At 42.3% G+C, this 19,632-nt stretch carries 19 protein-coding genes; 11 read left to right on the top strand and 8 right to left on the bottom strand.

Annotated elements, in window-relative coordinates:
• Positions 1–70 precede the first annotated feature (70 nt).
• The 4 genes from A11Q_RS09885 to A11Q_RS09870 all read right to left on the bottom strand — a co-directional run bounded on the left by A11Q_RS09885 (position 71) and on the right by A11Q_RS09870 (position 4,777).
• Positions 71–859, bottom strand: coding sequence for a hypothetical protein (locus tag A11Q_RS09885; protein ID WP_015470667.1), 789 nt, complete (start codon positions 857–859; stop codon positions 71–73).
• Positions 860–992: 133 nt separating this feature from the next.
• On the bottom strand, positions 993–3,419 hold the full coding sequence (locus A11Q_RS09880; protein ID WP_015470666.1) for an ATP-dependent helicase C-terminal domain-containing protein: 2,427 nt from the start codon (positions 3,417–3,419) through the stop codon (positions 993–995).
• The gene (locus tag A11Q_RS09875) at positions 3,406–4,065 is read right to left on the bottom strand and encodes an SAM-dependent methyltransferase (protein WP_015470665.1); all 660 of its coding nucleotides are present in this window, start codon (positions 4,063–4,065) and stop codon (positions 3,406–3,408) included. The genes A11Q_RS09880 and A11Q_RS09875 overlap by 14 nt, the downstream gene beginning before the upstream one ends.
• A gap of 1 nt (position 4,066) precedes the next feature.
• Positions 4,067–4,777 carry an HAD family hydrolase gene (locus tag A11Q_RS09870; RefSeq protein ID WP_015470664.1) on the bottom strand — a complete coding sequence of 237 codons (711 nt, stop codon included), beginning with the start codon at positions 4,775–4,777 and terminating at the stop codon, positions 4,067–4,069.
• Positions 4,778–4,899: 122 nt separating this feature from the next.
• On the opposite strand from A11Q_RS09870, the gene A11Q_RS09865 reads away from it, so the two are divergent.
• The 4 genes from A11Q_RS09865 to A11Q_RS13945 are packed head-to-tail and all read left to right on the top strand — an operon-like array spanning position 4,900 to position 8,085.
• A complete protein-coding gene (locus A11Q_RS09865; protein WP_015470663.1) occupies positions 4,900–5,838 on the top strand; it encodes a phosphate/phosphite/phosphonate ABC transporter substrate-binding protein in 939 nt (312 codons plus the stop codon).
• A gap of 25 nt (positions 5,839–5,863) precedes the next feature.
• A complete protein-coding gene (gene phnC / locus A11Q_RS09860; RefSeq protein ID WP_015470662.1) occupies positions 5,864–6,637 on the top strand; it encodes a phosphonate ABC transporter ATP-binding protein in 774 nt (257 codons plus the stop codon).
• An 11-nt stretch (positions 6,638–6,648) separates the two neighbouring features.
• Entirely contained in the window at positions 6,649–7,683 is a 1,035-nt protein-coding gene (gene phnE / locus A11Q_RS09855; protein WP_015470661.1) for a phosphonate ABC transporter, permease protein PhnE, read from the top strand.
• On the top strand, positions 7,684–8,085 hold the full coding sequence (locus tag A11Q_RS13945; protein WP_015470660.1) for an acyl-CoA thioesterase: 402 nt from the start codon (positions 7,684–7,686) through the stop codon (positions 8,083–8,085).
• Between the two features lie 22 nt (positions 8,086–8,107).
• Here A11Q_RS13945 and A11Q_RS09845 read toward each other — a convergent pair whose 3' ends face one another.
• Positions 8,108–9,385 (bottom strand): Hsp70 family protein, encoded by a 1,278-nt coding sequence (locus tag A11Q_RS09845; protein WP_015470659.1) that lies wholly within the window; start codon positions 9,383–9,385, stop codon positions 8,108–8,110.
• A 91-nt stretch (positions 9,386–9,476) separates the two neighbouring features.
• Between A11Q_RS09845 and A11Q_RS09840 the strand changes: the two genes are divergently transcribed.
• A complete protein-coding gene (locus A11Q_RS09840) occupies positions 9,477–10,241 on the top strand; it encodes a GYF domain-containing protein (protein ID WP_015470658.1) in 765 nt (254 codons plus the stop codon).
• A 15-nt stretch (positions 10,242–10,256) separates the two neighbouring features.
• On the opposite strand, the gene A11Q_RS09835 is transcribed toward A11Q_RS09840, so the two are convergent.
• Positions 10,257–11,678 (bottom strand): S8 family peptidase, encoded by a 1,422-nt coding sequence (locus tag A11Q_RS09835; RefSeq protein ID WP_015470657.1) that lies wholly within the window; start codon positions 11,676–11,678, stop codon positions 10,257–10,259.
• 246 nt (positions 11,679–11,924) lie between these two features.
• Here A11Q_RS09835 and A11Q_RS09830 point away from each other — a divergent pair, with 246 nt between their 5' ends.
• The 6 genes from A11Q_RS09830 to A11Q_RS09805 are packed head-to-tail and all read left to right on the top strand — an operon-like array spanning position 11,925 to position 18,120.
• Positions 11,925–12,494, top strand: a complete 570-nt coding sequence (locus tag A11Q_RS09830) for an NADH-quinone oxidoreductase subunit B (protein ID WP_015470656.1) — start codon at positions 11,925–11,927, stop codon at positions 12,492–12,494.
• Positions 12,494–14,191, top strand: coding sequence for an NADH dehydrogenase (quinone) subunit D (gene nuoD, locus A11Q_RS09825; RefSeq protein WP_015470655.1), 1,698 nt, complete (start codon positions 12,494–12,496; stop codon positions 14,189–14,191). Before A11Q_RS09830 ends, nuoD begins: the two co-directional genes overlap by 1 nt.
• Positions 14,191–14,664: a complex I 24 kDa subunit family protein gene (locus A11Q_RS09820; RefSeq protein WP_015470654.1), complete on the top strand. Its 474-nt coding sequence runs from the start codon at positions 14,191–14,193 to the stop codon at positions 14,662–14,664. Before nuoD ends, A11Q_RS09820 begins: the two co-directional genes overlap by 1 nt.
• Positions 14,664–15,989, top strand: a complete 1,326-nt coding sequence (nuoF, locus tag A11Q_RS09815; protein WP_015470653.1) for an NADH-quinone oxidoreductase subunit NuoF — start codon at positions 14,664–14,666, stop codon at positions 15,987–15,989. Before A11Q_RS09820 ends, nuoF begins: the two co-directional genes overlap by 1 nt.
• Positions 15,970–17,568, top strand: a complete 1,599-nt coding sequence (locus tag A11Q_RS09810) for an NADH-quinone oxidoreductase subunit G (RefSeq protein ID WP_015470652.1) — start codon at positions 15,970–15,972, stop codon at positions 17,566–17,568. Before nuoF ends, A11Q_RS09810 begins: the two co-directional genes overlap by 20 nt.
• A gap of 30 nt (positions 17,569–17,598) precedes the next feature.
• Entirely contained in the window at positions 17,599–18,120 is a 522-nt protein-coding gene (locus A11Q_RS09805) for a NuoI/complex I 23 kDa subunit family protein (RefSeq protein ID WP_015470651.1), read from the top strand.
• A gap of 15 nt (positions 18,121–18,135) precedes the next feature.
• Here the strand turns inward: A11Q_RS09805 and A11Q_RS09800 are convergent, their stop codons facing one another.
• Together A11Q_RS09800 and A11Q_RS09795 are read right to left on the bottom strand one after the other, a co-directional pair.
• A complete protein-coding gene (locus tag A11Q_RS09800; protein ID WP_015470650.1) occupies positions 18,136–18,570 on the bottom strand; it encodes a hypothetical protein in 435 nt (144 codons plus the stop codon).
• A gap of 11 nt (positions 18,571–18,581) precedes the next feature.
• Complete coding sequence (locus A11Q_RS09795) at positions 18,582–19,583, bottom strand: hypothetical protein (protein WP_148284981.1); 1,002 nt, start codon at positions 19,581–19,583, stop codon at positions 18,582–18,584.
• Positions 19,584–19,632: the final 49 nt, after the last annotated feature.

Here is a 19,632-nt window from a genome sequence, read left to right as displayed (position 1 = left end):
TATCAAAAAGAAAAAGGCCTATCAGGTATTTCTGATAGGCCTTTTTTATTGAGCGTTGAACTACAGGTGCTTATAGAGGTAAGCAGCTAGAGGCGCCAGTTGTCGGTGCGCAGCCTGCATCACTTAATGAAGAGCAACTAGCTACTTCTGGAGTTTTCCAATTTCCGCTAGCAACACATTGCTGCCACATAGCACTGTTTTGATCACGTTGTTGAAGTTGGTACTCACGTACAAAGTCATTCAAGATTGCTAACGCATTGTCTTCTGTCGTTTGTAATTGGCGTGATACTTTTTCTAGGTTATCTGCGCTCACTTGTTTTTTCTGTAACAAAGTGTTGAGGTCACGTAAGTTTAATCCAATGCCAGAAAATGCTTTTAAGTCTCCACCTTTTGCATTTTCGATTACAAGAGACAACTTAGAAGCAGCCGCTGGCTTTAGTTTCCAACGATCTTCGATTTGTAAGGCTTTTAAATCTGTTATTACAGTGGCTGTATTTGCAGATCCAACTTCCGCACTAAAGTGACGACGTGGGTAGCCTGGGCGTGGTGGCGGTGGACGATGTGGCGGATAGTGAGGAGCTGGGTATGGCGGATTATAAGTATGACGGCGGTGTGTACGGCGCCAGTTACCAGAATACCATTCACAAACCCATTCACGATTGTATCCTTCACAATCAGATAGGAATGTGTAACCAGGACGGCCTGTATCCACTGTTAGATCCGCACCGGCAGCGATACCACCGATGATTCCACCGATAATAATACCATTCACAACATCTTTTTCATCGCAGCCTGTGAAGCTGACAGCCACAACTGCTAATAGAGCTAATTGACTCACTTTTTTCATAACTGGTTTCATAAAATTCATTTCCCCCATTTTTATTGATGAAAATCAGAGTTAGCAAAGTGTAGGCCAAAACAAAACGACACCACTTATTTCTGTCATGATCTTAAATTGCTTAGAATAAAAGCGCTTGCTGTAAGTAACAGACTTATTTTTTGTTTTGTATCGGAGCTATATAACTAGAGGGATCTTCTGGCCATGCATGTTTAGGGTAGCGTGCTTTCAGTTCTTTGCGAATTTCAAGGTAACTTGTTTTCCAAAAGTTTTCGAGCTGGCTTGTAACCTGTGCTGGGCGGTAGTTTGGAGCCAAAAGCTCGATGGTCATACGAAGGCGATCCTTTAATAAGGTAGGATTTTTTTGCAAGCCAAAGAACTCTTGAATACGAGCAGAAACTTTTGGTGCCTGTTCTGATAGGTAATCAATCGGAACTGTTTTGCTATTAGGAAGTTTAAAGTAGTCGGGCAATTGCAGTAGATCTGATTTTATTTTATCTGGTGTCAGAAACAATAAAAGCTCATAGATATTTAATTGATAAAAATCTTCAAGGCTTCCCACTGTATCAATCACGCTGGATTTTAACTGCTCGTTCAGGTCTTCTAAAAAGCTAAAGTCGTTCGAGTTGTATCCTAAATCAGATGATCTTTTCTTCAAGAAATTCATTTTGTTATGATACTTCTGAAAAGATTCATTCTTTTCCAAAAGTTCAAAGAAACGTTGATTTAGAAAATCAGCAAAATGTTCTTTTAACTCCGTAGGTTTAAGGAATGTTTTGACCCCTTCAGAAAGCACGAAGTTACCAGCAGTTTTTCGCTCTATTTTATAAAGCTGCTGTCGTTCCTCATCTAAAAGAATTTCTGTTTGAGTCAGAACATTTTGTTGGCTGTGTCTTGTAAATTCCTCAGGTGTTACTCCTATGGCAAAGTCACACTTGGTGATCGCCTGCGTGTAGTCGCGTCCTGACAATAATAAGAAATAGCGCACTTGCGGTGTCACAAGATAAGACGACAGTTCAATTCCGCGTCCCAAGCTGGATACTGCTTGTACGCCATCTTTAAGCTGTGCAATACGGTGCGGGAAGTATCTGAAGAAGGTATGAATCAACTGCTCTTTAAAGGTCTTAAATTCACTTTCCTTTAACGTAATAAAAAGACGGCTCAGTTGGTTGGCAATTCGTAAACCAGCATCATTAAGGTGCAAGGACGCTAAATCGATGGCTTCAGTTTGTTTATCAAAGTTAGTACTTTCAATAAAGCCCAAGAAAGTCGCGGCTTCGGGCTGAAAGCCGGCTACAGCCAGTTCAACAAAAAGCAAGGCGCGTTCGATGTCTAAAGGGCAACTTTGCACAAGACGCCCTTTAGAGGTGATATCGAGGTTTTGATCTAACAGTTCCCAACTTTGAAGCTGTTCAAGGGCCTTTTTAAAGGGTTTCTTCGGGCGATCAAGCCAGCTAAAGCTATCTGGATCTTTAATGCCGATAGAGGCCAAAGTCAGACTCTCTGTTAAAAGATCACTACTTAGAATTTCCGGTTCAATCTGTTCATCCATGGAACGCTCATCCAGTTCATGCCACAGACGATAACAAACTCCAGCTCCTGTACGTGCGGCTCGCCCTGCGCGCTGTTTGGCTGAAAATAAAGAAATGCGGGTCAGCTCTAGCTTTTTAAAGCCGATTTTACTTTCAGTAACCGCTTTTTTTTCTAAACCCGAGTCAATCACGCCATCTATCGAAGGTAATGTCAGCGACGACTCCGCCACATTCGTCGATAGAATAATCCGGCGTTGAGCGGTAGGAGCCAAAATTCTTTTTTGTTCAGCCAACGGCGTCGACCCATGTAAAATAGCCACTTCAAGAGAACTAAATTTATTTTCTATGGCTCGTGCAATAAAACGTATTTCAGCTAAGCCCGGTAAAAAGATCAGGATATCTTTTTTGCAGGTGTTAACGGCGCTTTGTAGAGTCTCGATAAGCTGATCCGCAAATTGGTAATCGCACATCAATCTTTGGGACTTCTTCGAGTATACAATTTGTAAGGGATAAGGTGAGCTTTCCACTTCGACCAAAGTGCTTTCAGGTAAATAACTTTGAAGTTTTTCGGTATTTAAGGTCGCCGACATCACCAGCATCTTAATCGATTGCTCTAAAATTTGCTTTTCTAAACACACTCCTAAAGCTAAATCCAATTGCGATGAGCGCTCATGAAATTCGTCAAAAATAATCAACTCAAGATCTTGCCATAGCTTCGGATCGTTGAGTTTTTTTACAAACACACCCTCAGTCATAAAGATTAAACGTGTATTAGCTTGTGTCTTGTTTTCAAAACGCACCTGATAGCCAACGTCTTCACCTAGATTCCAATTATTTTCATCACAGATACGGGCCGCAGAAGACAGGGCAGCAATACGGCGAGGCACTAAGACGATAATTTTTTTGAAGTGTTTTAAAAGATAAGCTGGAGTGCGGGACGTTTTTCCAGAGCCGGGAGGCGCTGTTAAAATAACATTCGCACTTTTTATAAAAGCGAGTGCAGCGGTCTCAAGGTACGAATCAATAGGAAGCGCATCAAGTTTTGGCATACACTAAAATCATGAATTCAGCTTTATCGGCTTTTAACTGAGAGCGTACGGCTGTAGGACGTCCCTCTAAAATACACTCTTCTGGCTGAGAAAGATTTAAGGCCAAAAGAATTTTGCGATCATCAAGATGTTGGCAGCACTCGTCTAACATTTTTTTTAGACGATAGGGCGTATCCATCAGCACAATTGGCTCTTTGGTCTTTTTCAGACTTTGCCATTCGCGTTCGCGTGCCACGGTTTCCGCAGGGATAAATCCACGGAAGTGGAATTGATAAATACGCTCAGAACTTAAAGAGAGTAGGCCCATCAGGCTCGACGCACCCAATGATGATTCAACCTTTAAGCCCTCTTTGCGACAAGCGGCTACTAATTGAAATCCAGGATCGCAGAAGCTTGGGGTACCGCAGTCCGAAACCAACACGACATTTTGATCACGGCAAAGGGCGAGTAGTTCTTTTACATCTTCAGGCGTTGAATGTTCATCCAGAATTTCGTAGCGCTTGGCTTTGATTTCATAGGACTTTAATAGTTTTGACGTTTCCTTAGTTGATTCGCACACGACGACATCCGCAGCCTTTAGAAGCTCTAAAGAGCGCAAAGTGATTTCGTCATTTCGTCCAATAGGAGTTGCGATCAGCGTTAACATATTAAGACCTACTGAAGTTTTTAATACGGGGAATGTGCTGACCTACTTCTTGCTTACGTGCATGGGTCGTATCTAAAAAGATAATTTCGACTTCAGGGCAAGAGTCGACAATGGCATTCACATTGATGGGTTCGTTTTCAAAAAAATAAATTTTATGATAATCAGCGTGGTTCAAACGTGCGAACCAGTCATATTTGTACAACTCATCTTCTTGAGTGCGCTCTGGTTTCAGAAAAAGCCCATTTTCTGAAAGTGGGAAGCCCCACTTTTTTAAAACCTCAACAGTGCCTTTATACATACGTTTGTGATCTCGGCCTGTGAGGTAATTGATCTCGCAACCTGTATCGGCAAGCTCTTGCACAAAGCTAATTGCTCCAGCATAAGGCACATCGTAGTGTAAATATTCGTTAGAAAAGAAGCGCTCGCTCCAAAAATCACGCAAAGGCTGTAAAAGTTGCAAGTCGTTTTCTAAACTGTATCCTGCACGCAACAATGCTTCTTTTATGCCCCAATCTTCTGGATAGACGCGGACCGATTTTAGTTTTTCGATCTGGTGCAGCTCTGCATATTCAGAGAGGATTTTCTGTGTGCGTGTGCTGACATTAAACAGGGTCGAATCGAGATCGAAAACAGCCAATGTGCGCAGATTTTGAGCAGCATATTCACGAGAGATTTTAAGGATTTCGTTAAGATTTGTAGGAATTGCACTCATTTTGACCCGAGTATGTAATGAACCATAAAAAAAGAAAAGTGTTTTCTAAAAGAGGCTTGGAATCAGAGCGCTCTTTTGTTAACTTCGGGCAAAATTTTGTAATTTAAGCAAAAGGAAGAATTATGAGCTCTATTCTGAAGAGAACTTTGGTCGCTGTCCTTGTGTCTGTTGCCGTGCTTTTTACCGGTTGTACGCGTAATAAAGCAGAACTAGGAACTGCTGAAAACCCTGTTAAGCTTCACTTTGTCCCTTCAGTTGATGCTAAAGTGATCGAAGACAATTCAAAAATCTTCAAAGATTACCTCGAAAAGAATACTCCCTATAAATACGAAATCACTATTCCTCAGTCGTTTATTGCAGTTGTAGAGGCTTTCGGTACGAAAAGAGCCGATGTCGCAGCCTTCAATACATTCGGTTATATCTTAGCTCACGAAAAATATGGTGCAGAGGCTCGCTTGACGGTTATCCGCCATGGGTTATCAACGTACCAGTCTCAGTTCATCGTTCGCGCCGATAGCGGCATCAAAAAAGTAGAAGACTTAGCTGGAAAGAAAATCGCGTTTGTTGAACCCGCTTCAACATCTGGCTACTTGTTGCCGATCAAAACTCTGAAAGACAAAGGCATTACTGTAAAAGAAACTGTTTTTGCGGGTAAACACGACAACGTGGTTTCAATGGTTTACCAAGGTCAAGTGGATGCCGGCGCTACATTTTACTCTCCGCCAAGCAAAGATGATAAAGGCGTAGAAGTGATTGAAGATGCTCGTCGCCTTGTGATGACTCAGTACCCAGATGTCGAGAAAAAAGTAACAATTCTTTCATTATCTGAACACTTGATGAACGATCCAATCGTATTCAGAAAAGAGATGTCGGAAGAAATGAAAAACCAAATCGTAGATGCGATGTTGGCTTTCGTACAAACTCCAGAAGGAGTTGAGGCTTTTAAAGCTATCTATGGAATTACTGCGATTAAAAAAGCTACTGACGCTGATTATGATTCTGCACGCGCGATGATTAAAGAAGTTGGTGCTAACGCTGAAGATTTAGTTCGTAAAAAATAACTGCAGATAATGAGGGGGAACTTCCGTGTCTGAACCTATTTTACAAATCAAAAACTTGCAAAAGACCTACCCAAATGGAGTTCAGGCCCTTAAAGGCGTGAGCTTCGATGTTAAGAAAGGTGAATTCCTTGTTATCATCGGTCTGAGCGGTTCTGGAAAATCAACCTTATTAAGATGTTTGAATCGTCTACATGATCCGACTGGCGGCGAAGTTATCTTTCACAAGGAAGATACAACAAAGCTTTCAACATCATCAGAAATCCGTGGGTTGCGTAAAAAGATCGGCATGATCTTCCAACACTTCAACTTAATACCTCGTCACACAGTTTTAAATAACGTGTTGATGGGTAAGCTAGCTTACACTTCTACATGGAAAAGCATCCTAGGGTTATTCTCTGACAGTGATAAAGCAGAAGCTTTGAAATACTTAAAGCTGGTGGGTATTGCTGAGAAAGCTCATATCCGTGCTGATCAGCTTTCAGGTGGACAACAGCAACGTGTGGCAATTGCTCGTGCTTTAACTCAAAACCCACAAGTTTTATTGGCCGATGAGCCGGTAGCTTCATTAGATCCAGCTACATGTCATACAGTTATGGATTATCTTAAAAAGGTAAATCAAGAACTAGGCATCACCGTTATTTGTAATCTTCACTTCCTTTCATTAGTACGTATTTACGCAACTCGCGTAATCGCATTAAAAGGTGGTGAGTTGGTTTATGAAGGCGATCCTAAAAATATCGATCAGGCATGGTTCGAAAAAATCTACGGCGAAGGCGCTAAAGAAGTTCACATCAACTAAGGAGCTGCAGAATGAAATCGAAATCACATATTTTTCGTAGATCTATTTTAGATGGCGTCAGCTTCGCATTATTTGTAGCGGTCGTTTTATCCCTTATTTTCAATCCATCAGATGAAGACTTAATGAATTTACCGCTTGTAGCCTCTATCTTTGTAGGTGCTATTTTTGTTGGTGGTATCATCAGTCACTTCTTGAACAAAGCAGGGTATAAGACATTCGGTGAAAACCTATTCGAGCCAGCTTATATCAAAGCACGTGCGGAAGCTAAGCCGTGGTACAAAGCTTTCTGGGGTTGGCATTTATTCCTAACAATCGTCGTTCTATTTGTCGTGAGTATCTTTAAGACGAAGTTCTCGATGTATGAACTTTTAGATCAAGATGGCTTCGAGGGTGCAAAACGTCTTTTCAAAGGTATTTTCTCTCCGAACTGGAATGTATTACCAACAGCTATTCTGAATATCATTGAAACGATTTTCATGGCGTTCCTAGCGACGTTCTTAGCGATTCCTTTCGCATTTGTTCTTAGCTTCATGGCGGCAAAGAATATTATGAAGGGGCCATTTTCTTACTCTGTCTATATCGTATTACGTACAGTGATGAATGTGACTCGTTCAATTGAAGCACTTGTTTGGGCGATTATCTTTTCGGTTTGGGTGGGTATCGGTCCATTCGCAGGTATGTTGGCCTTAATGATTCACTCGATCTCATCACTAACGAAGCAGTACTCCGAAATGGTTGAAACTGTCTATGAAGGCCCGATTGAGGGTGTTCAGTCATGTGGTGCGAATAAACTGCAAACCATCTGGTTTGCGATCGTTCCTCAGGTGATTTTACCTTATATCTCGTTCACTGTATATCGTTGGGATATCAACGTGCGTATGGCCACGATCATCGGTCTTGTCGGCGGTGGTGGTATCGGTACGATGTTAATCAAGTACCAAGGGCAGGCGATGTGGCCAGAAGTGGGCACAATTATCGTGGTGATTGCGGCTGTTGTTTGGTTAATGGATCAGGCATCTGCTTACATTCGTGAGGCGCTTAAATAGATGTCCTTTAAATACGAAGTTGTCATTAAAGAGCACCATCTTGATTCTTACGGCCACGTGAACAACGCGAACTACATGTCTTTGTATGAAGAGGCACGTTGGGAAGCGATCACATCGGGCGGTTATGGCTACAAGAAGGTGCAACAGACAGGCTTCGGACCTGTGGTTTTAGGCGCAGAAATTAAATTCTTGAAAGAACTTAAGCTGCGCGAAACGATCACAATCACGGTCGAAATGCTTTCTGCCGAAGGCAAGATATTTAAGATTAAACAACAGATGTTGAAAGCAGACCAAGAAGTAGCCAGTGAGGCCATTTTCACTGCTGGATTCTTCGATTTGAAAAATCGTAAATTAGTATTACCGACAGAAGAGTGGCTTAAGGCCATTGAGCTCACGAAGTAATTTCACGCCAGCTATCTGAATTCTAAAGTTCATCCCAGTTTCTGGCGCTCTCGATCAATCCTGACATAATCGAATGGAAGAAATTCTTAGATTGAAGTTTCTCTTCTCCGAAAAGACGTCGGAATTCATTCTGTATAAAGGGAACATGGGCGGTACCACCGGTAAGAAAGACCAAATCAATCTGATGGGGTTCGACCTGTGCTTGCTTCAAGCAGCGATCTAAAGCGGAAAAGATGCCCTCTTTAAACTGTTCAGACCATGTGATGAATTCGTCCGAGGAAAACACATCGGACGTTTCAATGTCAGGATAGTCGAATTGAAATTTGGCTGTCGGTTTAGACGATAGGGCTTTCTTTGTTTTTTCAATTTCTTCAAAGAATGAAAATATCTGCTGATCTTCGATCAAAACAAACAGGCGATCGATATTACTTTTGTCGTCATCACGCAAAGCACAGCGCTGAACCTCTTTGATAAATTCGTAGGTCTCTTTTTCTTTGAGATGCACGATATGGGCGGGTTTATTGAGACGCTCTATGACGGCCTGAGGCATTTGCAAAAGATTACTCGACATAGGCATGCGATATTGAACACCTGCACCGAAGCTTCTATTGAGGCGGTTCTGCATGAAAAGACTATCTAAGGCGTCTCCGGCCATAGGGCAGCCTTCTACAGCAAGCACGTCTGACTTTTTAAAATCAGACTGCGTGATCTTCATAATGGTAAAGTCTGAGGTTCCTCCACCGAAATCTCCAATGAGCGCTAACTTTTCCTCTGAAATTTGTCGTTTAAAATCCAGAGCTGCTGCCAGAGGTTCCGGTACAAATTTGACTTCTTTAAAACCAGCATATTCCGCAGCTTTTTGCATGCGGTGTAGGGCAAAGCCATCAGCCACATCGTCCATAGAATAACGAGCAGGACGACCAATGACCGCTTTGGTTACCGAGGTTTTTAAGTGGGCCTCCGCGCGCTTTTTCAACTCCAGAAGGAAAAGACCGATCATGGTTTCGAGTGAAAGGATACGATTGTCGATCACTGTTCCGATGTAATTTTTGTTGGGAAGATGTGATTTGAATGAACGGAATAGGCGTCCTTCCATCTCCATTTCGGTGTACTTGGAAATCGCTTCTGAGCCGTAGAAGCACTGATTGGCCGTTGGAAAGTACAGTAGACTGCGCATCAAGCTGCGATCGTCAGGATGGTGGGGGTCAATAGGGATGGTGTCGATACGTTTTTGTTGATGGAGGGCTCCCACCAAAGAATGACTGGTGCCAAAATCTATGGCGAGAATGCTGTCTGACATCGTCTGAATATAGTCTCAATATGAGATTAATTAAAGTCCAGCTAGATTAAAGCCGAAGTCTTAACTAGAGACAAACGTGTTAGGACATCATATGCATAAATATTTGATTGAAGTTCGTGGTGAGCAAAAAGGGCCGTGGAGTTTGCAAGAGATTTTGCAAAACATCCAAAGTCATACTTTGAGTTGGAATGATCATATTTATGATGAAAAAAAAGAGTCGTGGATCTTCCTATTTGAGTTCCCGTTACTGACAGAGCATTTTAATTCGAGCTTTAAAAAGCCTGTGCAGAAAAATCATAAACTAGAAAACGTAGACCTCTACCATGACCGTATTTGGTATATCCTAAAAGTGAATGACAACTATGGTCCTTTTACAGCTGCAGACATGATTCAAATGTTGCAGAGCAAAGCTCTTTTTGAATTCGATTTTATTTGGAATCAGACGCAGGCTTCATGGAAGCGTTTAGCCGAAGTACCACAGTTTAAGCCAGAGAATGTGAAAGCATTTTGTGAAAGCAAAGGACAAGTGGTCGAAAATATCGCCGACGTATTTTTCCGTCGTAAATACCCGCGCGCTGATTATGCGTGTGAGCTATTTGTTCATAATAATAAAAAAGTATTTTCAGCAACTAGCATCGAAATCAGCAATGGTGGAGCGAGCTTCAAGATAGAAAATGCGGACTTTAAAGTAGGGGATCAATTACATCTTCATTTTAAACCGGGCCCAGAGGTTCCGGCCTTCAATGCCACTTGTAAGATCGTTCGCCGTGCAGGTGGACGTTACGGTGTCAAATTCGAGCAGATCTCAGAATCTGCCCGTGACTTCATTGATAAATTCACAAAAAAAGCAGCTTAATTAATGAAGCAGTTTCTACTGCTTCATTAAATTTTCAACGTTCAGTTTTCCTCCGGTAACCAATTTACCTGCGGCAGCTGGAATAGGAATCGCTGAACTTAAAATAGCTTCCTTAACTTCTTGATATGTTTTGTGCGGGTGACGTGACCAGTAAAGTGCTGCGGCTCCAGCAACATGAGGGCACGCCATTGACGTTCCATCCCAGTTTGCATTCAGTAGCGGAATAACTGTGTCTGAATACTTTTGACCAACAGTTGTTGAAAACACTTTAACACCTGGTGCTCCGATATCTACAGAGACGGATCCCCAGTTAGAAAAACTTCCGAAATTATTGTTCACATCAAGAGCGGCGACCGAGATAATATTATCGTGGCTGTAGCTTGCCGGATAAGCGGGGTGAGGGTCGTTATCGTTGTCGTAACCTTTGCCTTGATGGCCATTTCCTGCGGCAGCAATGAAAAGAACATCCCGTTCAGCCGCATAGGTGATGATGTCACGCAGGGCTTGATTGTTGATCGCGTCGTCGGGATCTTCGCCTTCAGAACCCCAAGAGTTTGAAAGCACTTTCGCGCCATTATCTACAGCGTATTTGATAGACTTGATGGCATCAGCTGTGGTTCCACCTTTGTCACCTAAGAAGCGAATAGACATGATCTTGGCGTTGGGTGCGACTCCTGCAATTCCTAATCCATTGTCTGCACGTGCGGCTACATTTCCTGCACAGTGAGTTCCATGGCCTGGATTTCCGCCGTTAAGTAATTCACCTAAGCTGGAGGCGGCTAGATCATAAGGAAGATTGTCATTCGAGAAAAAATCCCAACCGATGATGTCATCTACGTATCCATTATTATCGTCATCAATTTGGTTGTCTGGAATTTCAAAAGGATTGCGCCATAAGTTTGGTAATAGATCTTCGTGAGTGTAATCAACGCCTGTGTCGATCACAGCTACGATGACTTTATCATCACCTTTGAAAATATCCCATGCTTGAGCCACACCGATATCTTTCATTCCCCATTGACGATTGAAAAGTGGGTCAGCACCAGTTGTTGTTGATGGAGCAGCGGGAATTGCTGGATTATCTTTAGCAGCAGAAAAAGCTGCATTTTTCATTTGTGGATACTTTGCTAAATAATCAGCCAAAGCTTGTTTAAGCGAAGGATTTTCGCGCAATTGAATCTTGTAATTTTTTTGCACATGTAAAACTGCAGAGCTTTCTAGAACTCCACCATTTCTGAAGCTTTGCAAGGCGGAAGAGCTGCCCTGCAGGCGGACCCAGTTTTCAGTCAAAGCTTCAGATTGAAGGCCTTTAGATTGAAAATACTGTGACATGCGGTCAGCAGAGACAGGTTTTGCTAATTTAACCAGCAAATCGTCAGCGTGAACGTTTAAAGAAAAGGCGAAACTCGCTAAAAATAGCGTCAGAATGGTCTTCATGACTCCCCCTCGAGTGAAAACTGTTTAAGCTGCCAAGAAGTCTAGTACACCGGTTCCGAACGCCAAGTGAAAACCCGAAATTGAGCCATCGCGTTGAAAGATTTTTACAGAGGGGGCGCAATGACTTATCTCGTTGTCTTCACAGAGGGTTTTTGTCATTATGTCTAGTTGAAAACATAATGAAAATTATTTGTTTCATTTCGCTATTTATCGAAATGCAGCAAATGCTTGAAGTGAGGTTGTTGAATGTCTGATTCAAAAAACTTAGACGACATGTCGCGGTCTTTTGCCTTGACCACTAAGCTAGACGCAATCGTTGCGTGGGGGCGAAGAAATTCTATGTGGCCACTGCCATACGGTACAGCTTGTTGCGGTATCGAATTGATGTCGGTGATGGGACCTAAATACGACTTAGCCCGTTTTGGTGCTGAGGTTGTACGATTCTCTCCTCGTCAAGCGGACTTACTTATTGTTGCGGGAACGATTACAGAAAAAATGGCGCCGATCTTAGTTCGTATCTATGAACAAATGCTTGAGCCAAAGTACGTTCTTTCGATGGGAGCCTGTGCCAGCTCTGGTGGTTTCTATCGCGCGTATCACGTTTTGCAAGGTTGTGACAAAGTCATTCCAGTTGATGTGTATGTACCAGGTTGCCCTCCGACACCAGAAGCTGTGTTGGATGGAATTATGACTTTACAAAAAATGATCAAAGACGGCACGCCTCGTCCATGGAAAGACAATTGGACTTCTCCGTACACATTGTCGAATCCAACAAGTGAGTTGGGCCAAGTCGAGCAATTGGGAGTAGTGAAGTAATGGCTACAACAGTAAATTTTCCAGAATTGTTAAGAAGTGACTTGATCGCAAAATTCGGCGGAGACCAATTTAAGTTTTTAACTACGCCTGTCGGAGATCAAGTTATTGAAACTCCTAAAGCCGCATCTCATGCCCTTTTACAATACCTAAAAGAGTATGCGGGCTTTGATTTCTTGATGGATGTTTGCGGTGTGGATTTTCCAAATCGCGCTAAACGTTTTGATGTGGTTTATCACTTATTCAACTCAAAAGATTTCAGTCGTGTTCGTGTAAAAACACAAGTGGCTGAAGACGAAACAATCGGTACAGCTACGAATATCTGGGTGGGTGCGGACTGGTTTGAACGTGAAGCTTATGACATGTTCGGAATCGTTTTTGAGGGGCATCCCAACTTAAGAAAAATTTTAACGCATCACCAGTTCGTAGGACATCCACTTCGTAAAGATTACGAAGCTGATGCTCAACAACATTGCGATAGCGTGATGCAAATCCACTTCAACAATACACCAGAACAACGCGGTGATTTGTTAGACAGTCGTTTTGTTCCTATCAACATTGGTCCTTCGCATCCCGCGATGCACGGAACTTTACGTGTGATGGCTGAACTGGATGGTGAAACTGTGGTGCGCGCTAACTGCGAAATCGGTTACTTACATCGCTGCTTTGAAAAAATGGCCGAGACTCATCCGTACAATCAAGTGATCCCTTATACAGATCGTCTGAACTACTGTTCGGCACCGATGAATAACGTGGGTTACTGTAAAGCTGTTGAGCGTCTTTTGGGCGTCGACATTCCACCACGCGCACAAGCTATGCGTGTGTTACTGTGTGAACTTTCTCGTGTGATCGACCATATCATTGCGGTCGGTACTGGTGGAGTTGACTTAGGGGCTTTAACTGCGTTCTTCCATTTATTTACGTATCGTGAAAAAGTTTATAGCTTGTTTGAAAAGCTATGCGGGGCTCGTTTGACAGTGTCGATGACTCGCGTAGGTGGTATGGCTCAAGATGCTCCTGAAGGTTGGTTCGATGATGTTCTAGCTTTCTGTGACGAGATGAGCGAAGGTATCGATCAAATTTCTAAAATGTTGTTAGACAACAAGATCTTTATCAAACGTACACAAGGTGTCTGTCCGATTTCACAAGAGGACGCGATTGCTTGGGGTTACACAGGTCCTCTTTTAAGAGCGACTGGTTTAGCTCAAGATTTACGTAAAACAAATCCTTACTATGGATATGAAAACTACGACTTTGACGTTCCAGTTGGAACAAATGGTGACATTTACGATCGTTACTGTGTTCGTATTGAAGAAATGCGCCAAAGTATTCGTATTATCCGTCAAGTTTGTAAAAACATGCCAGGCGGCGACTATACAATCCGTGATAAGGGCATTGTATTGCCAGAGAAAAAAGATGTTTACGGTAACATTGAAGGTTTGATGAATCACTTCATGTTGATCATCAAAGGCTTAAGACCTCCAGCAGGTGAAGTCTATGATGCGACCGAAGCAGCTAATGGTGAATTGGGTTTTTACTTAATCAGCGATGGTTCTGCGAATCCATATCGTTTGAAAGTTCGTCCACCATGCTTTGCCATTTATCAGTCGTTCCCGACTGTAGTTCGCGGAGCAATGTTAGCCGATGCAATTGCAACTGTAGCCAGCATGAACGTTATTGCTGGAGAACTGGATAGATAATGTTTCAACTATCATCTGAAGGAAAAGAAAAAGTTCTAAGCGAACTAAAGCGATACGAATCAAAGCAGTCAGCAGTATTGCCGGCGCTTTACATTGGACAGAAAGAAAACAATGGTCACATCAATGCCGAAGTGATCAAAGAGCTTTCACGTGTGATGGATATTCCAGAATCACAAATTAATGAAGTGTTCACATTCTATACGATGTACAACAAACAAAAGATCGGCAAACACCACGTTCAAGTTTGTCGTACTTTATCATGTATGTTGAATGGTGCTGAAGAGTTAACGGCTCATCTGTGCAAAGAATTAAATGTGAAATTGAATGAAGTGACTGCTGACGGACGATTTACTGTTTCTGAAGTGGAATGCTTGGGTTCATGTGGTACGGCTCCTATGATGCAAATCGGGGATCAGTACTACGAAAATTTAACTCCTGAATCTGCAATGAATCTTTTAAGAGGTATGAAGTAATGCAAACTACTCAACAAGTTACAGAGACTAAATACTTAACTGAGTTCTATCATCTGCCAGAATTTCAAGGTATTGAAGGCTACAAAAAGCATGGTGGCTATAAAGAGTTAGAAAAAGCTCTTAAGATGCAACCACAAGCTATCATTGATGAAGTGAAAGCTTCAGGTCTTCGTGGCCGTGGTGGTGCTGGTTTCTCGACTGGTATGAAATGGGGTTTCTTACCTAAAAATGACGAACCAAGATATTTACTTTGCAACGCCGATGAGGGCGAGCCAGGTACATTTAAAGATCGTATGATGATGGAGCGCGCTCCACATCAATTGATCGAAGGTATGATCATTTCTGGTTTTGCGATCAATTCAAAAAAATCTTATATCTACGTTCGTGGTGAGTACGATAAATCTATCAACTCGCTATTGAATGCTATCCAAGAGGCATACAAAGCCGGCTATTTAGGTAAAAACATTTTAGGTTCGGGCTTCGATCACGATATGGATGTATATCGTGGTGCTGGTGCTTATATCTGCGGTGAAGAAACAGGAATGATTTCGTCACTTGAAGGTCTTAAAGGACAACCAAAATTAAAGCCTCCGTTCCCAGCTGTTCAAGGCTACTTGAAAAAACCGACTATCGTGAATAACGTCGAAACCTTAGCTGTTGTGAAGTATGTTATCCGTGATGGGGCTGCTCACTATCGTACTTTCGGTACAGAAAAATCTGCAGGAACAAAACTGTTTTCGCTATCAGGAAACGTTGTAAAGCCAGGTAACTACGAAGTTCCTTTAGCATATCCTCTGAAAGATATGATTTTCGGTCTTGGTGGCGGTATGAAAGCTGGTAAAAATCTAAAAGCAGTGATCCCTGGTGGTTCATCAGCTCCGGTTTTGACAGCAGAAGAAGCTGGGCGAGCAACATTAGACTATGAATGCCTAGCTCAGATGGGCACGATGTTAGGTTCTGGTGCGATTATCGTGATCGACGATTCTAACTGCATGGTTCAGTGTTTAGCGAACTTAACACACTTCTATCACCATGAATCTTGTGGTCAGTGTACTCCATGCCGTGAAGGTACAGGATGGTTAGATAAAATCGTACATTCGATCTTGGCTGGTAAAGGCCGTATGCAAGACATCGAGCTGTTATTGAAAGTTGCTGACAATATGAAAGGTAAAACGATCTGTGCATTATCAGATGCAGCCGCGTTACCTGTTCTAAGTTTTGTGACGAAATTCAGAGACGAATTTGAATACTTTGTTCGCGAAGGCAAATCTAAAGTAAAAGGTACTGCTTTTAAAGGAGCTCCGTATGCTGAAATGCACCATTAATGGCGTTGAACTCGAAGTAAAACCGGGAACAACTATCATTCAGGCAATGAATGATAATGCGCAAAGAATTGCACATTACTGCTGGCATCCAGGTTTGAGCGTAGCAGGTGTTTGTCGTTTATGTATGGTGGAAATCGAAGGAAATCCACGTGTACAAATCGCATGTAACACGACGATCACTGAAGGCATGAAAATTAATAACACGTCAGAAAAAGTAAAAGACGCTGTTAAGTGGGGATTAGATTTCCATTTGATCAACCATCCATTGGATTGTCCGATCTGTGACCAAGCCGGTGAGTGCGGTCTGCAAGATCAGTATATGGAATACGGTAAATACAACCCTGAAATGGCCGAGAAAAAACAAAAGAAACACAAAGTGGTGGATTTAGGACCGACTGTAGTTCTAGATTCTGAGCGTTGTATTCTTTGTTCTCGCTGTGTTCGTTTTACTGATGAAGTTTCTAAAACAAATGAATTGGGAATCTTCAATCGTGGTGACCATGCTGAAATTGGGACCCACGATGGAAAACAGTTAGATAATAAATACTCTTTGAATACAGTGGATATCTGTCCGGTGGGAGCTTTGACATCTAAGGATTTCCGTTTCAAACAAAGAGTTTGGTATCTAAAAGATTCTGAAACTGTATGTAACGGCTGTTCAACTGGTTGTAATGTAAAAGTTTACTTCAATAAGGAAGGACTTTTCCGCGTTAAACCAAAATACAATGCAGAAGTGAACGGACACTGGATGTGCGATGAAGGTCGCAACACCTACAAATTCGTGAACAAAGAGCATCGCTTGCAAAAAAGTAAAAAGTTTGTAAATGGTTCATGGCAGGCTGAGGTTCATGCAGGTCAAGCTTCGATGGAAGCGGCTCAAGTGTTGAAAGCCTCTCCGGCTGGTGAAATCGCGTTAGTCTTAACAGGTCAACAGACTGTTGAAGAGTACGAAGCTATTTTGAATACATTTGTTAATACATATCAAACTAAGAACGTATTCCACTGGTGGCCACAAGAGGCGCAAGCAGAAGAGTTTGATGGTCTGTTAATTCGCGGTGATAAAAATCCAAATACTTCAGGTTTAAAACAAGCTTTAGCGAAGTATGGTATTACGGCGAAATGGACTGATTTAGAACAAGGAATTAAATCAGGACAATTGAAACATGTTGTCGTGTTTGGTCCAGAAAATACGGCTGTGTATCCTGACCTAAATCAAAAACTTGACTTGTTTGCTCAGGCGCAAAACTTAACTTATTTCAGTACAGCGAAGGTTCCAGCTTTGGAAAATGCAGCCGCATTGAAATCCGTTACTTTGATTCCATTGAAGTCTTACATCGAAAAAGATGGCACTTTTGTGAATTATCAAGGACGTGCACAACAGTTTAAGAAAGCGACCATCGTAGTTAGCGAAGCTTTAACAGGCGTTGAAGCGGCTCAGTTACTAGCGGGACAAAGCTTACAAATTCAAGTGATAAACGAAAAAAATCTTTTCACGGCTGTATCGAATACACGTAAAGACCAAGTGACATTGGATCATCGTAAGAAGAATGAATTTGTATTTAACCGTGGACGGCTTTAATAGCGAACGACTTTAATAAAAGAGGCGAACATGTCAGTTGTTAGTAAAGAAAATAAAAATGTTTGGTACTTGCCGGGTATTTTGACGGGTTTAAGAATTACATTTAAACATCTTGTGAAAAATATTTTTAACAAGAAGCAGATGTTGACCCTAAATTATCCAGAAGAAAAGTACGAATATTCTCCGCGTTTTAAAGGGAATCATATTCTTACTGTAAAAAAAGATGGCGCTATCCGTTGTACGGCTTGTATGTTGTGTGCAACAAATTGCCCAGCAGAATGCATTAAGATCACAGCGAGCGAGCATGAAGATGCTCAGGTTGAAAAGTTTCCAATCAGCTACGAGATTGATATGTTACGTTGCGTATTCTGTGGCTTTTGTGAAGAGGCGTGTCCTGTGGATGCTATTCGCTTGGGACCTGAGTGGCAAACACCAGGTAAAAATGGTTCAAACTTTATTTATGACATCAATCACTTAGCATACCGCCCACAATTAAAAGGTGGCGTGCAGTCTGCAGTTGATGATCAAGACAGACACAAAGCGGGGATCTAATCCCGCTTTGTCTTTTTAGTAATCCTGACCTTTTTCAAAATAATTTTTTAATATCGTTTTGATTTCTTGGAGCTGTTTTTTCTGCTCCTTGGATTTACTCTTTGAAACTTCGTTGATAGCTTTATCGTACATCTGTTTGTTTTGATTATAGCTGTAAGACAGCAACATCACACCAGAGCGCGAAGGGTCGCGATCATCCATCACTAATAGTAGTTCCACTATGCGTTTGACTGCAGGGTAATCGGTTTTTTTATTAAGAGTCTTGTTTGAAAACTCTTCGATTTCATCCATAGCGCTCGTGTCGAGATGGGCCGCCTCATGTGTAGCTGTTGTTGCAGGCGGCGTTGTTGGAGCCGGAGTAGCAGCAGGAGGCGTTGGTGTGGCTGATTGATTACCATACGAGGTATTCATTAAAAGAAGTGATAAGATAATTAAAAACGATTTTTTCATATCTAACATCCTTAAGGGTTTCTTTTTACCATCACACCAATAAGACGATAAAGTGGTCCGCGACGAGTATAAGATGCAGAGGTTTCACTAATGGCTGTTGCTGAGCGATAGTCACTGATATATCCAGGTCTTCCGGGGCCATCCATTTTGATTTCTATATGACCACAGCTTTTACTACGACGTCTGCAGGCCGCATTGCTAGCGGGGATGTTTTCATAGACAAGGATGGCACCTTTAGGAGCATCACTGGCTTTTTTAATTTCACTTTTGTAGGGCTCGTAATCTAAAAGATTAATAAAGCCACGTCCTTTTAAAGTGTGGACGGCATTTTTAGCGGCCTGATCTGAGTACCAATTTGGAATTAAGTTTCCAGCAACAAGTGAGTCTTTAACACGACGATAACAGCGACCACCACCACGTCTATTATGTCCGAAGTTTCGTTGAGCATAATTGATCATACGGGTCACTTTACTGGAGCTACTGTAGTTGGCGATTTCGGCACGTGTCGGAGCTCCGGCACTTGGGCGTCTGTTTGTATCAGCTGTGGGTGTGGCCTCTTCTGCGCGGCGAGTAGCCTCGCGTGAAACCGCGGCAAAATCATCCTGTGTACGTCGTGGAATCGGCTGCCTTGTGCTGCTGCCACTGCAATCAGAACCTGTACATGTACGGCTTTGATCACGACCCGCAGTCGTTGTTGTATCGGTTCGTCCATCAGCACGAACGTAATCTTGATCGTTAGATTGAAAGATCCAATATTGGCGGGTAGGTGACGAATTCAAATTACCATTGCGTCCTAAGTCTTCCCGCTTCACTTCAATACGTACGGCCCACGAGCCATCTGGCCTTTGTTGACGCTCTAATACCTTGAAACGACTATCTTTTGTTAAGACACCTACGAGGTTGTTGCGGTGAGACCCGAAGTCAGGAGAGCTTCGAATAAAGTAACTTGTTGCGCGCATCACATAGGTCGTGTTGTTGGCCCAAGCTGTAGTCCATGATGCGAATATCGCCAAAAAAGTAATTACTCTAGTGAAGCACATAAAGCGCTATCGGACAGAGTTT

The sequence above is a fragment of the Pseudobdellovibrio exovorus JSS genome, from assembly GCF_000348725.1.
GTDB lineage: Bacteria > Bdellovibrionota > Bdellovibrionia > Bdellovibrionales > Bdellovibrionaceae > Pseudobdellovibrio > Pseudobdellovibrio exovorus.
The sequence above is the reverse complement of the archived record's forward strand: the minus strand, read 5'-3'. Positions and strand labels throughout refer to the sequence as shown.

Coding starts and splice junctions, on each gene's coding strand:
- A11Q_RS09840 (WP_015470658.1), top strand. CDS start 9,477: ATGCATAAATATTTGATTGAAGTTCGTGGTGAGCAAAAAGGGCCGTGG.
- A11Q_RS09800 (WP_015470650.1), bottom strand. CDS start 18,570: ATGAAAAAATCGTTTTTAATTATCTTATCACTTCTTTTAATGAATACC.
- nuoD (WP_015470655.1), top strand. CDS start 12,494: ATGGCTACAACAGTAAATTTTCCAGAATTGTTAAGAAGTGACTTGATC.
- A11Q_RS09820 (WP_015470654.1), top strand. CDS start 14,191: ATGTTTCAACTATCATCTGAAGGAAAAGAAAAAGTTCTAAGCGAACTA.
- A11Q_RS09805 (WP_015470651.1), top strand. CDS start 17,599: ATGTCAGTTGTTAGTAAAGAAAATAAAAATGTTTGGTACTTGCCGGGT.
- A11Q_RS09885 (WP_015470667.1), bottom strand. CDS start 859: ATGAAACCAGTTATGAAAAAAGTGAGTCAATTAGCTCTATTAGCAGTT.
- A11Q_RS09810 (WP_015470652.1), top strand. CDS start 15,970: ATGCTGAAATGCACCATTAATGGCGTTGAACTCGAAGTAAAACCGGGA.
- A11Q_RS09845 (WP_015470659.1), bottom strand. CDS start 9,385: ATGTCAGACAGCATTCTCGCCATAGATTTTGGCACCAGTCATTCTTTG.
- A11Q_RS13945 (WP_015470660.1), top strand. CDS start 7,684: ATGTCCTTTAAATACGAAGTTGTCATTAAAGAGCACCATCTTGATTCT.
- nuoF (WP_015470653.1), top strand. CDS start 14,664: ATGCAAACTACTCAACAAGTTACAGAGACTAAATACTTAACTGAGTTC.
- A11Q_RS09875 (WP_015470665.1), bottom strand. CDS start 4,065: ATGTTAACGCTGATCGCAACTCCTATTGGACGAAATGACGAAATCACT.
- A11Q_RS09870 (WP_015470664.1), bottom strand. CDS start 4,777: ATGAGTGCAATTCCTACAAATCTTAACGAAATCCTTAAAATCTCTCGT.
- A11Q_RS09880 (WP_015470666.1), bottom strand. CDS start 3,419: ATGCCAAAACTTGATGCGCTTCCTATTGATTCGTACCTTGAGACCGCT.
- A11Q_RS09865 (WP_015470663.1), top strand. CDS start 4,900: ATGAGCTCTATTCTGAAGAGAACTTTGGTCGCTGTCCTTGTGTCTGTT.
- A11Q_RS09835 (WP_015470657.1), bottom strand. CDS start 11,678: ATGAAGACCATTCTGACGCTATTTTTAGCGAGTTTCGCCTTTTCTTTA.
- A11Q_RS09830 (WP_015470656.1), top strand. CDS start 11,925: ATGTCTGATTCAAAAAACTTAGACGACATGTCGCGGTCTTTTGCCTTG.
- phnE (WP_015470661.1), top strand. CDS start 6,649: ATGAAATCGAAATCACATATTTTTCGTAGATCTATTTTAGATGGCGTC.